This is a genomic window from Maribacter hydrothermalis (assembly GCF_001913155.1).
Lineage (GTDB): Bacteria > Bacteroidota > Bacteroidia > Flavobacteriales > Flavobacteriaceae > Maribacter > Maribacter hydrothermalis.
Window position 1 is genome coordinate 2,786,264 of the sequence record NZ_CP018760.1, and the last position, 12,922, is coordinate 2,799,185.

Genomic DNA, 12,922 nt, shown 5'->3' on the forward strand with positions numbered 1-12,922 from the left:
CTAAAAATTGATTCGTACGCTGGCATTGGGCGTAATACCTAATGATAAGCGTTCAATAGTTTCAATGGTATTATCATTTTGCAACCTGTAATAGGTGTTTAATGTGTTGCGTCTATTGGTGAAATTCAATACTGATACGCCAAAAATAGCGTTCATGGTATCACCCATTTTCAGCGTGTAATTTGCTGATGCATCCGCCCTAAAATATTCTGGTAGTCTACTGCTATTTGGATCCTCGTAATTTATTTCAGTGGGGAAAACAGTTTCATTTATAGGCTCATTTTCATCTGGTCGTGTAAAAGGTTTTCCAGATTTGTAATTTATACCCATTCCTATTTTAAGGTCTCCAAGGGTATAGTTTCCTGCAAGGGTAATAGCATGTCTGACATCTAAGTTGTTCGGAAATGTAGATGGTTCTAAAACATCAAACGTATAATCGTTTTTGTTGAAGGTGTAGCTCAACCAAGCGCTATAGTCGTTATTCTTCGTGTTGATTAAAAATTCGGCTCCCTTAACTGCGTACGAGCCAATCTCACCATCAAATTGATTCTGATTTTGGAACCCTTGGGTGTATACATTAATACCATTTACTTCTTTGTAAAAAGCATCTATGCCTACATATAATCTATTGGTATCAAAATTAAAGCCAAAAGATCCCTGCTTACTTTTTGTAATAGGTAGGGCATCGCCATCAGAAAGTATCCATCGTCTTTTTTCAATGCCTAGAAAGTTCTGTTCTAAATCGATAATCTGATTGGTAACCTGACTTTTATATTCCCCCAATACCTCTACTTTAAAATTAGAAAGCAGCTCATAGCTAATATTTATACGAGGTTCAAAGATGTATTCTTGAAACGTATCTAGATTTTCTATATAGTTCACACGACCACCAATAAATCCATTTAATTTCTCATCTTCTGAGCTATAGGCAATTTCGCTGAATAACCCGTGTTTACGAATTACGCCTTTTATATTACTTGTAAATGGTGGCTGATTAACATTGGTGGTGTTTTCAATTCCTGTTTCTGTAAATTCATAACCGTTCATCCAAACCAAGTTTTCTCTTAATTTGTAATTGGTAGTTAATTTGATATTAGATTCTTTTACAAGGTTGTTTTGTTCTAACTGCTGAGCATCATTGTTAGATATGGATAGGGCATCCAAATCGTATTGCGTGTAATAGAAGCTAAGTTGAGATGAAAAATAATCTGTCCATTCGCTTTGTAATTCGCTACCAATTGAAAAATTATCTTGATTCAGATTACTTCTATTTGGCGCAAGGCTGTCATTGGCAGTTTCCAAATAGTTCAGGTTATTACTCATGTTTATTAAGCTCACACTTGCTTTCTGATACGGATTGATTTCATACATAAACTTCGTTGTGAAATCATAGAAATAGAATTCGCTCTCACTATTTACTTCGGTATCTTGAAATGCCTTTTCTGAGAAGGTAGTATACGTGGGCGTGTTTAAAAAATCGGTATATGATCTACGCGCAGATACTTGTAATGCCATGTTATTTTGAATAGGAATTTCGCCAAAAACATCGCCAGAGATTAAATTGAATCCGCTGCCGCCATTAAAATTTAGGGGTAATTCTTCGGAGGTACGCATACTCAATGTACCACTAACGCCACCACTATACATGGCAGATGTGCCGTTTTTTATGATGGTTACTTTTTCTGTTACATACGGATTGAATGCAGATATTAATCCGAAGAAATGTCCGGTTTGGTACATTTTAATTCCGTCCCATAGAATAAGATTTTGGTCATTTGTACCACCTCGTATATTGATGTCAGATACCGTTTCATCAACACTCTTAATTCCCGGTAAAGCCTGTACGGTCTGTAAAATATCTGGTTCGCTTACTCCTGGTAGAATTCCGAATTTCGAGGGACTCAATTCAAAACCTGCGTTGTTAAGTTTATATAATCCTGTGGTAAGAAACTGCGTTACAATTACTTCATCTAACTCTTGGTAGCTGAGTGCCATGGCAATAGTTTTGCACTCGTTGGTTTTTAAAAGGACTTTTGCTTCAATAAAAATGGGCCTATACCCAAGGTGTTTTATGTATACTAATGAATTTATAGGGACATTTTCAAAATTGAAAGAACCGTTTTCATCTGTAACTCCAGAGAGGTTAGATTCGTAAATTTCAACAGTAGCACCGGGTATATTGTTTTCTTCAAAGTTATCAAGCACATAACCACAGATAGAGATAGTGGTGGTTTTGGTTAGGGTGTAGTAACGATCATTTAATTTGTTGATGGTAATACCTGTAATATCGCCTAGTTCATTCAGAATATCGTTTAGAACATTGGATGTTGGTTTTGTGATGTATACAGTATCGACATCAGTATCAGCATAAGAGAATTTAACATCAAACTTAGATTCTAGTTCTGATAAAAAATCGCGTAGTGCTACACTATCTTTAGTTTCAGTTTGGGCATAGCTCGCCCCACTGAAAATCAGTAAGAAAAATAAGGTGATAAGAGTATTAAGGTGCTTCTTCAGCATAGAACAGCACTTTGTTCCCATCTAAGTTAAACTTAATTTGTAAAGGAACGCTTATGCTTTTAAGGGCAAGGTCTAAATTTTCATTGCTAAAAGACCCAGTAAAAAGCTGTGCGGTGTCAATATCCTTTGCAGTAATCTCAACATTGAATTGTCGTTGCAATTCATCCAAAACATAATGTAGTGGAATACTTGTAAAAGAACTTTCGTTTGACAACCAAGAAGGTTTGCTATCTACGATAGCTTTGGACATGGTGCTTTTTCCATTTATTGCAAGCAAAGAATTACCTGCAGGTAATTTGGTTTCTTTACCGTTGATGGTAACACTTACCAAGCCTTCAAAACAGGTAACTTCAAAATAGTCTTCCCTTGTTTCTACATTAAACTGAGTTCCTAATACGGTAACCAATCCTTCAGCCGTTTCTACAGTGAATTTTTTTCCTTTTGCTACTTTGAAATAAGCTTCTCCTTTAAGATCTACATTTCTATTGGAATCCCATTTTTTCTCATTAAAAGTCAATTCAGATTCGGCATTCAATATAACTTCAGAAGTATCTGGTAGTGTAATTGATTTGTTCTCGGCGTATTCCGTTGTATAAGATTCTTTCAACGTATTTAAATAAAAGAACGACGCGGTAAGTAATACGGCAACAACCGCAGCAACGCGAAGAAACTTCTTGAACGGTGAAAGTATAAATACCTTTGGGTCGTCTACGGTCTTCGTTTGTTCAATAGATTCCCATGCTTTGTCCATATCAAATTCAGGAGATTCTAGCTGTGCCGCCGACTCCTTAATTTTCCGATATGTTTCATAAGCTTCCGACTTCTTAAACTCCGCCAGTTCGGCTTCGGTCAATTCATCATTAAGCCATTTTGCTAAGTAATTGTCTTGCATGTTTTTAACTTTGTATAAGTATAACAACTATGTAGAGCAATACCCTACTTTTTTATTTTTGTATTAAGTATTAAGTAGTTATGTTGTTTAATTGAAATTTAAATAGTTTTTTAACTCACTAACCTATATCCCATCAATTTGCTCTCTTAAACTTTTCAGTGCCAAATGCATCCGTTTTTCTATCGCTTTGACGCTTACATCTTCCATTTCTGCTATTTCGGCATATTTTTTTCCATCTATCCTATTTAATAGAAAAGTAGTGCGCTGGTTTTCTGGTAAACTATTTAAAGCGTTATCCAATTTTTCCTTGAACTGATTTTCCACCATAATAAACTCCGGAGATTCATTGGTAGTCTTTAAAGTAGCATCGGCATACTTTAAACGTACCTTTTCAGCCTTAATAACATTAAGGTAGAGATTATTGGCAACCGTATATAAATAGGACTTTGCTTTTTCTGGTGCCACTTTGGCGCAATTCTCCCATAGCTTAACAAACGCCTCTTGTACGGCATCGTTTGCTTTTTCTTCATTGCCAAATTTGTAATAAATATAATTGAAGATAGTTTTAGACGTTTCGTTAAAAACCCTTTTATATATCTGCTCTTCGCATACATTTAATTGTTGGTCTACTTTCAATAGATTGCTTTTTATCAAAGATATTTGAAAAAAAATTAAAAAGGAGGTAGGGTATTTTAAAAGTCGGTTGTTTTAGAAGTATAATAACAAACAATACCAAGTCATTATGAAAAAGATTTTTAATTATGCAATGTACGTTAGCCTACTAACAATTGCTTTAAGTTTTACAGGGTGTCAAGATGAGTTCGAAGAAATTAATAATGGAGATGAGCCTACGGCAATATCTGCTAATTCTTCAACGGCAGATTTAATTCAACGTACCAGTTCTAACGATGGTTCTTGCGACAATATCGTTGATGGTACCAGTTGCTTCCAAATTAAATTTCCATACACGGTTGAGGTAAACGGAATAACACTTACCATTGAATCTGAAGATGATCTTGAGCAAATAGAAGAAATTTTTGATAGTGTTGATGATGATGAAAACCTATTGGATATTATTTTTCCTATTACGATTACTGCAGGGGATTTCTCTGAAATTACTATTAACGGATTAGAAGAATTACGCGAATTGGCTGCAGATTGTAAAGAAGGCGGAGAAGATGATGATATAGAATGTATAGATTTTGTATACCCTATAACACTTTTCACATTTAATGTCAATCTAGAGCAGACCAGTACTATTGAAGTTACAAGCGACCGTGAACTACGTTTGTTCTTCAAAGATTTGGGCGACGATAACTTAATAAGTTTTGATTTTCCTGTTACTTTAAAATTATACGATGAAACTACTATCACTGTAGCAAGTAATCAAGAGCTGGTGGCTGCTATTGAAAATGCAAAAGATAATTGTGATGAAGATGATGATGACGATTATAACGATGACGATTTTAATATAGATGAATTTAAAAACGAATTGGTTGAATGTGTATGGTTTATTACTGAATTTAAAAGAGACAATATAGATCAAACTCCACAATTTGTAAATTATATTTTAAACTTTAAGGAAGATGGCACCGTTGTAACAGGCTTTACAGGAGCAACAACTAATGAGGGTACTTGGAGCACGACTGTAAGTGATAATGGAGCAAAATTGACAATTGAATTCGATTCCTCGACAGATTTTAACCTAGAGTGGAATGTCTATGATATTGGAGACGACAAAATAAAGTTATATAACGGCGATAGTAACCGTGTTATAATGAAACAATTTTGCGATGAAGATTTACATGAGTTAACTACTGAGGGTGTTAGTGAAATTTTGAGAGATTGTTCTTGGATAATTAAAAGCGTGAAGAACAATGGAGATCAGATTGATAGATTATTGGGTGGCGCGTTAGAGTTTCAACCGCAAGGTGTAATAACCCTTACCAATAATGCTATGGTTTCTCAAGGTACATGGGCAATTACAACAAATGCACAAGGTCGTTTTGTAGTAGCTATTTCAATAGGTGATGAAGGTGCTGTAAGTTTTGAGTGGTTGTTGAGCGATTTAAAAGATAGCATTGTAAAGTTCAATGTAGAAGAGACTTTCTATGAATTGGTAATCGTTAAAAAATGTATGGATGATGACGATGAAGATGAGGATATCACATACGTTAAAAATATTTTTGATAATACGGAATGGAATGTTGCTTTGTTCTCGGAGAACGATGACGAGTCTACAGATCTGTATGTGAACGATACTTTTTACCTGGCAAATGACGGTACTTTAGAAATAAGAAATCCTAATGGGGTGGTTTTAAGTAATGGCACATGGTTTGTGTATAGAAATGCATTTAGCGGTAAGTTAGAAATGATTATTTCTTTTGAAGAGGGTAGCAACTATTATCCTTTTGCAAATGACTATCAAATTTTAGAGATAGATGAAACAAGAATTGAGCTTAAGCACGAAAACGATACTGGTTTATATGACCATTTGGTTTTAGAAAGAGCGTAAAAGTAAGGCATCCAGAAATATACCGTCAACAGTAAAGAGTTGGGCCTCGTTGGCGGTATTGATGGAGGTTTTAGTTCAGGAGTTTATGAAAATGTAATTCCTTTTTTGCCCCACAAGCATCATTAGAGCATCCATTTATAGTGGATGCTCTTTTGTTTTGTTTATTTTCTAGTTCTTGCTACCAATTTTACATTGATATTATTAAATTTGTAACCCCTTAAAAAAGAAAAGATGTTCGATAATTTAAGCGATAAGCTAGACAAGGCATTACATGTACTAAAAGGACATGGTCAAATTACAGAAATTAATGTTGCAGAGACTACCAAGGAAGTACGCCGAGCTTTATTGGATGCGGATGTTAACTTTAAAATAGCCAAAGAATTTACCAATAGGGTAAAAGAAAAGGCATTGGGGCAAGATGTATTGACAACTTTACAACCTGGTCAGTTAATGGTCAAGATTGTAAAGGATGAGCTTACTCAATTAATGGGTGGTGAGTCTGAAGGTATTAACCTATCTGGTAATCCATCCGTAATATTAATGTCCGGTTTACAGGGTTCTGGTAAGACTACCTTTTCTGGTAAGCTTGCTAATTTCCTAAAAACAAAAAAATCTAAAAAGCCATTATTGGTTGCTTGTGATGTATATCGTCCTGCAGCAATAGATCAGTTGCACGTGGTTGGTGAGCAAATAGGTGTGCCTGTATATTCTGATAGGGAAAATACAGATCCTGTTTCCATCGCTCAAGCAGGTATTGCTAAGGCCAAGGCAGAAGGACATAACGTGGTTATCATAGATACCGCTGGTCGTTTAGCGGTTGATGAGAAAATGATGGCAGAGATATCTGACATCCATAAAGCAATACAACCTCAAGAGACTTTGTTCGTTGTAGATTCTATGACGGGTCAAGATGCTGTGAATACGGCAAAAGCCTTTAACGATATCTTGAATTTCGATGGGGTTATCTTAACTAAGTTAGATGGTGATACCCGTGGTGGTGCAGCTATTTCTATTAAATCGGTCGTTGATAAGCCAATTAAATTTATTGGTACGGGTGAAAAGATGGAAGCTATTGATATCTTCTATCCTTCACGTATGGCCGATCGTATTCTGGGTATGGGTGATGTTATATCACTTGTTGAAAGAGCGCAAGAGCAGTTTGATGAAGAGGAAGCTAGAAAGATTCAAAAGAAAATCGCCAAAAATAAATTCGGATTCGATGATTTCCTGAGCCAAATTCAACAAATCAAGAAGATGGGTAATATGAAAGACCTTATGGGGATGATTCCTGGTGCAGGAAAAGCCCTAAAAGGTTTGGATATTGATGATGATGCCTTCAAGCATATTGAAGCTATTATTTATTCAATGACTCCAGATGAGCGTTCTACGCCTTCTAAATTAAATGCAAGTAGAAAAAAACGTATTGCAAAAGGTGCGGGTAGGGAAGTTCAGGAAATTAATCAGCTTTTAAAACAGTTTGACCAAATGAGCAAAATGATGAAAATGATGCAAGGCGGTGGCGGTAAAAAGATGATGCAGATGATGGGCGCGATGAAAGGAATGAAATAACAACCGAACAACACAACTTAAAAGAAGCGGATATGGAAATATTGGATGGTAAAAAAGTATCCAACGAAATAAAGGAAGAAATCAAGGCAGAGGTTGCCAAGATGAGAGAACGTGGCGAAAAAGTGCCGCATTTAGCAGCAATTATTGTTGGTAATGATGGGGCTAGCTTAACCTACGTAGGAAGTAAAGTACGTTCTTGTGAGCGTATCGGTTTTGAGTCTACCTTAATTCAAATGCCTAGCACCACTTCTGAGCAAGAATTGTTGAAAAAAATAAAAGAGTTGAACGTTGATGACGATATTGACGGGTTCATTGTTCAATTACCATTACCAGAGCAAATTGATACCCAAAAGGTAATTATGGCCGTAGATCCAGATAAGGATGTGGACGGATTTCACCCTACCAACTTCGGTAAAATGGCTTTGGATATGAGTACGTTCATTCCTGCTACACCGTTCGGTATTCTTGAATTATTGGAACGTTACAAGGTAGATACCAAAGGTAAACACACTGTAGTAATTGGCCGTAGCCATATTGTAGGTAGACCAATGAGTATTTTGATGGGTAGAAAAGGATGGCCTGGTAATTCAACAGTAACGCTAACTCATAGTCACACTAAAAATATTACACAGATTATTTCACAAGCTGATATTGTGATTTCTGCATTGGGAGTTCCAAACTTCTTAAAAGCGGAAATGGTAAAAGATGATGCTGTTGTAATTGATGTAGGTATTACTAGAGTGCCAGACGAAACAAAAGAAAAAGGATATTATATTACTGGAGATGTTGATTTTGAAAACGTATGTAAAAAAGCATCTTTCATTACTCCGGTTCCTGGTGGAGTTGGTCCTATGACGATTGCAATGTTGTTGAAAAATACATTGTTAGCTCGTGAAAGACATAGAAGTAGAAACTAATACCAGTAATAAAATAGTTTTAAAAAGCCTTGCAATGAATTTTGTAAGGCTTTTTTAATTGGGAATATTCTTAGGAGCAGCACCAGTTTCTGTACTGTCGTTTGGTGTAATAAAATCTATGTCATTACTGTCATCATAATCGCAGCTGGCAATACTTATAACTATACCAAATACAATTGATATTAAAAATAGCTTTTTCATAACAGGTTTTGTTTAAATCGTCAATATGTATGTGTTATTATCAAACGTTTCTAATTATAAATTGGTATTCGTAAACATTTTAAAGCGGAATTAATTCCTTTTATGTTTAATTTTTTTACATCTTTTCATCAAAGACTTCCGATCCAATTAGTTTAAGAACCTTATTAATTTAATGGTCAAAGAATAGTAGTTGCTTTTTTTGTCTATGTTTATTGTCATTATACGTAGTTTTATCTTACATAGATTTGTAGTATTTTTTAAGTTTTTAATTTATAATCTTATATATGAAAAACCATTTTTTTGATTCTTCAATAGATATGTTATGTATTGCGAACTACGATGGTTATTTCGTTGAAATAAATCCTGCTTTTATAAATTTATTGGGGTATACCAAAGAGGAATTGATGTCAAGGAAAATAAATGATTTTGTTTTTGATCATGACAAAGATTCAACTCAAAAAATTAGAGCTGGTATCCATGAAAATAAAAAATTAATGAGCTTTCAAAATAGGTATGTAAGCAAGACCGGAGATATAGTTTGGCTGTCTTGGAGTGCTGTTCCAGTGGATGAACAAAAATTAGTATATGCTATTGCTAGAGATATAACGGACGAAATGAATCATACTAATCAGCGTATACTTGAATTTGAAAAACTCAAAAATGTCAATGAAGACCTTGTTCGGCTAAACTATACTACGACACACGATTTAAGAGCGCCTGTAAATAATTTAATTTCTCTTTTTGAACTGTTAGATTATTCTGTGATTAATGATCAAGATACTGTGCAGATTTTACGATATATGGAGGTCTCTGCCAAAAATGTAAAAGAATCTTTAGAGAATTATTTGATTTTAATGGAGAATGCTAGTAAGGGTTTAAACACTCTTACTGAAGTATATTTCGATACTATTCTAACTAAAATAAAAAGTACCTTAAGTTCTATTATAAAGGGCTCTAGCACCCAAATTAATTCTGATTTTACTAGGTGTAAGAGTGTTTTCTTTGATAATGCCTACATGGAAAGTATCTTTTTAAACTTAATTACCAACTCCATAAAATATACATTACCAGATGAGCCTCCTAGAATGGAAATTAGAACTTATATAGAAAATGGTAAAAAGGTTTTGGTCTTTAAAGATTATGGACTAGGCTTTGATATGAAGAAAAACGGAGATAAGATTTTTGGATTAAATCAACGTTTCAATGATAGTAAAGAAGGTAAGGGGGTAGGGTTGTATTTAATTAAAAACCAAATAAATAGTTTAGGTAGTACAATATCGGTAGAAAGTCAACCAAATAAAGGTGCTATTTTTAAGATTACCTTTTCTACTTAATCTTCATATAATATTAATACTTTTCTTTCGTACAGCTTTTGAATATTATTATTGATTTAAACTTCACTAGAGTAGTTTCATTAATTATCTTTAATTATAAATTAATAATTGCCATGAAAAAACAATTGATCGGTATAGCATTAGCACTGGGGCTTTTAACAAGTTGTGAGAAAGTGGTAAAGCCAGTTCATGAAATAAAAGTCACTTATAATACCGGTGTTAGTTCAGAGCCCATAGATGGTCGGCTTTTGCTCATGTTATCTAATGATGACAGTGAAGAACCAAGATTTCAAATTAATGACGGACTCAACACCCAACTAATCTTCGGAATAAATGTGGAGAATTGGGCTAAAGATTCTGTTCTTACTTTTGATGAGACAGTTTTTGGGTATCCATACGAAAGTTTAAAGGATGTACCTCCAGGGGAATATAATGTGCAAGCACTTTTAAACGTGTATGAAACTTTTAACTTGTCCACAGGTCATACGGTAAAGTTACCAATGGATAATGGCGAGGGACAACAGTGGCAGAAATCTCCCGGTAATTTATATAGCAAGCCATTTAAAATTAGAGTTGCCAGTAACGGATTTGAAAATGTGTCGGTCGAGTTAGATCAAGTAATTCCGCCAATTGAGGAACCTGAAGATACCGAGTGGATAAAACATGTAAAGGTAAAGTCGGAAAAGCTTTCAAAGTTCTGGGGTAGAGATATTTTCTTAGGAGCACATGTACTTTTGCCAAAAGGATTTGAAGAACATCCAGAAGCTAAATATCCATTAATGGTATTTCACGGACACTTTCCGTCAGATTTTGGTTCGTTTAGAACAACTCCACCAGATCCAAATATGAAGCCGGAGTACTCTGAACGTTTTAATATAGAAGGCTATAATATTATTCAGCAACAAGAAGCTTACGATTTTTATAAACGATGGAACGAACCGGATTTCCCCCGCTTTATTATCATCGAAATTCAACACCCAACGCCATATTATGATGATTCTTATGCGGTGAATTCAGCTAGTCAAGGACCATATGGTGATGCTATTACCTATGAGCTTATTCCTGAAATAGAAAAGCAATTTAGAGGAATGGGCGAAGGATGGTCTCGTTTTCTTTATGGTGGTTCTACAGGTGGTTGGGAAGCATTGGCGGTACAAGTAAAATACCCTGAAGAATATAACGGATGTTTTGCAGCATGCCCAGACCCTATTGATTTTAGAGCGTATACCTTAACAAATATCTATGAAGATGAAAATGCTTATTATTATCCTAGTGCTCATAAAAAGTTAGAAGTGCCATCGCATCGTAATTACTTAGGGCAAATTCAATCTACCTTAAAACAAGGCAATCACTTGGAATTGGTGTTGGGTGATAAATCTAGATCCGGTCAACAATGGGATATTTGGGAAGCTACATATTCACCTCAAGGTGATGATGGATATCCGGTAAGAATATGGGATAAAAAGTCAGGTGATATAGACCACGAGGTGGCAGAATATTGGAAAGAAAATTTCGATTTAAGACATATTCTTGAACGTGATTGGGATAAGTTGGGTGATAACCTAAAAGGTAAAATTCATATCTATTGTGGAGATATGGACAATTACTACCTAAATAATGCGGTGTACTTAATGGAAGATTTCTTGGAAAGTACTACAGACCCTTATTACGAAGGCGAAGTTTTATATGGAGATAGAGACGAACATTGTTGGAACGGAGATCCAGACCAACCCAACGCTATAACTCGTTTAAGATACAACAGTATGTACGTACCCAAGATAATGGAACGCATAGAGAAAAGTGCACCTAAAGGAGCAGATTTAACAAGCTGGAGGTATAAGTAATTCTAATTGTTAGGTCAGAATAAGGATGTCACTTCGAGTGAATCTTAAGGCACGAAAAATTAGTATGGAAAAGCGTCTAAGTATACAATGCTGCTTGTTGCTATTTAAAATATGTATAATAATTATAGTAAAGATTTAATGAAATACAGAAGATTCGGAAGAACAGATTGGCAAGTGAGTGAGGTAGGATACGGAATGTGGGGAATGGCCGGTTGGACAGCCAGTGACGATGCCCAGTCTGCAAAATCGTTGGATTTGGCAGTTGACAACGGAGTCAATTTTTTTGATACCGCTTGGGGTTACGGAGAAGGACATAGTGAGGAGTTATTGGGAGAGTTGGTAAAAAGACATCCTTCTAAGAAGTTGTATTCGGCTAGTAAAATTCCGCCAAAAAACTTTCAGTGGCCAGCAAAACCAGAATACGCTTTTGAGGACTCTTATCCTACAGAACATATTATGGAATACACCCATAAGACTTTAAAGAATTTAGGTCTGGAGCAAATAGACCTTATGCAATTTCATACATGGGATGACGGTTGGAGTAACCGAGAAGAATGGCAACGAGCTATTGAAGATTTAAAGACATCGGGTAAAGTTGCGGCAATGGGTATTAGCATGAACCGTTGGGAACCGGAAAATGGAATAAAAGCCTTAAAAACAGGATTGTTAGATGCTGTACAGGTTATTTACAACATATTTGACCAAGCGCCAGTAGATAGCTTATTTCCACTTTGTAAAGAGTTGGATATTGCAACCATAGCTCGTGTGCCTTTTGATGAAGGAACATTAACAGGTACTATGACCAAGGACACTACGTTCCCTAAAGGCGATTGGCGTGGCACCTATTTTGTGTCAGAGAATTTAATTTCTTCCGTAGAACATGCAGATGCTTTACGCCCTTTAATTCCTGAAGGTATGACCATGGCAGAAATGGCTCTTCGTTTTATACTTATGAACGATAATGTTGGGACAACCATACCCGGTATGCGTAAACAACGCAATGTATTGGCAAATACTGCCACCAGTGATGGTAAACTGCTAACTAAAGAACTGTATAAAGAATTAAAAAAGCATCGTTGGGATAGAGTTCCGACTTCTTGGTCGCAGTAAAATTATGATTATGAATTCCA

General features: G+C 35.4%; 10 protein-coding genes. 6 read left to right on the forward strand and 4 right to left on the reverse strand.

The window, feature by feature from the left end; translation table 11 throughout:
* The 3 genes from BTR34_RS11860 to BTR34_RS11870 form a co-directional block, all read right to left on the reverse strand.
* Complete coding sequence (locus BTR34_RS11860) at positions 1-2,520, reverse strand: TonB-dependent receptor (protein ID WP_068483712.1); 2,520 nt, start codon at positions 2,518-2,520, stop codon at positions 1-3.
* Positions 2,501-3,412, reverse strand: coding sequence for a FecR family protein (locus BTR34_RS11865; RefSeq protein WP_068483714.1), 912 nt, complete (start codon positions 3,410-3,412; stop codon positions 2,501-2,503). The genes BTR34_RS11860 and BTR34_RS11865 overlap by 20 nt, the downstream gene beginning before the upstream one ends.
* A 123-nt stretch (positions 3,413-3,535) precedes the next feature.
* On the reverse strand, positions 3,536-4,048 hold the full coding sequence (locus tag BTR34_RS11870; RefSeq protein WP_068483716.1) for an RNA polymerase sigma factor: 513 nt from the start codon (positions 4,046-4,048) through the stop codon (positions 3,536-3,538).
* Positions 4,049-4,154: 106 nt separating this feature from the next.
* Here BTR34_RS11870 and BTR34_RS11875 point away from each other — a divergent pair, with 106 nt between their 5' ends.
* From BTR34_RS11875 to BTR34_RS11885, 3 genes are all read left to right on the forward strand, one after another.
* Positions 4,155-5,927, forward strand: coding sequence for a hypothetical protein (locus BTR34_RS11875; RefSeq protein WP_068483717.1), 1,773 nt, complete (start codon positions 4,155-4,157; stop codon positions 5,925-5,927).
* A 231-nt stretch (positions 5,928-6,158) separates the two neighbouring features.
* Positions 6,159-7,496: a signal recognition particle protein gene (ffh, locus tag BTR34_RS11880; RefSeq protein ID WP_068483719.1), complete on the forward strand. Its 1,338-nt coding sequence runs from the start codon at positions 6,159-6,161 to the stop codon at positions 7,494-7,496.
* Positions 7,497-7,528: 32 nt separating this feature from the next.
* Complete coding sequence (locus BTR34_RS11885; RefSeq protein ID WP_068483722.1) at positions 7,529-8,413, forward strand: bifunctional 5,10-methylenetetrahydrofolate dehydrogenase/5,10-methenyltetrahydrofolate cyclohydrolase; 885 nt, start codon at positions 7,529-7,531, stop codon at positions 8,411-8,413.
* A 54-nt stretch (positions 8,414-8,467) separates the two neighbouring features.
* Here BTR34_RS11885 and BTR34_RS18795 read toward each other — a convergent pair whose 3' ends face one another.
* Positions 8,468-8,614: a hypothetical protein gene (locus BTR34_RS18795; protein ID WP_157483796.1), complete on the reverse strand. Its 147-nt coding sequence runs from the start codon at positions 8,612-8,614 to the stop codon at positions 8,468-8,470.
* Between the two features lie 284 nt (positions 8,615-8,898).
* Here BTR34_RS18795 and BTR34_RS11890 point away from each other — a divergent pair, with 284 nt between their 5' ends.
* The 3 genes from BTR34_RS11890 (at position 8,899) to BTR34_RS11900 (ending at position 12,902) form a co-directional block, all read left to right on the forward strand.
* Positions 8,899-9,948, forward strand: coding sequence for a sensor histidine kinase (locus tag BTR34_RS11890; protein WP_068483723.1), 1,050 nt, complete (start codon positions 8,899-8,901; stop codon positions 9,946-9,948).
* A 113-nt stretch (positions 9,949-10,061) separates the two neighbouring features.
* Positions 10,062-11,792 (forward strand): alpha/beta hydrolase-fold protein, encoded by a 1,731-nt coding sequence (locus tag BTR34_RS11895; RefSeq protein ID WP_068483725.1) that lies wholly within the window; start codon positions 10,062-10,064, stop codon positions 11,790-11,792.
* A gap of 111 nt (positions 11,793-11,903) precedes the next feature.
* On the forward strand, positions 11,904-12,902 hold the full coding sequence (locus tag BTR34_RS11900; RefSeq protein WP_235843184.1) for an aldo/keto reductase: 999 nt from the start codon (positions 11,904-11,906) through the stop codon (positions 12,900-12,902).
* The last annotated feature ends 20 nt before the right edge of the window (positions 12,903-12,922 follow it).

Excerpts from the sequence above, each read along its gene's own strand:
- BTR34_RS11890 (WP_068483723.1), top strand. The coding sequence starts at position 8,899 with ATGAAAAACCATTTTTTTGATTCTTCAATAGATATGTTATGTATTGCG.
- BTR34_RS11865 (WP_068483714.1), bottom strand. The coding sequence starts at position 3,412 with ATGCAAGACAATTACTTAGCAAAATGGCTTAATGATGAATTGACCGAA.
- BTR34_RS11860 (WP_068483712.1), bottom strand. The coding sequence starts at position 2,520 with ATGCTGAAGAAGCACCTTAATACTCTTATCACCTTATTTTTCTTACTG.
- BTR34_RS11885 (WP_068483722.1), top strand. The coding sequence starts at position 7,529 with ATGGAAATATTGGATGGTAAAAAAGTATCCAACGAAATAAAGGAAGAA.
- BTR34_RS11900 (WP_235843184.1), top strand. The coding sequence starts at position 11,904 with ATGTATAATAATTATAGTAAAGATTTAATGAAATACAGAAGATTCGGA.
- BTR34_RS11875 (WP_068483717.1), top strand. The coding sequence starts at position 4,155 with ATGAAAAAGATTTTTAATTATGCAATGTACGTTAGCCTACTAACAATT.
- BTR34_RS11895 (WP_068483725.1), top strand. The coding sequence starts at position 10,062 with ATGAAAAAACAATTGATCGGTATAGCATTAGCACTGGGGCTTTTAACA.
- ffh (WP_068483719.1), top strand. The coding sequence starts at position 6,159 with ATGTTCGATAATTTAAGCGATAAGCTAGACAAGGCATTACATGTACTA.
- BTR34_RS18795 (WP_157483796.1), bottom strand. The coding sequence starts at position 8,614 with ATGAAAAAGCTATTTTTAATATCAATTGTATTTGGTATAGTTATAAGT.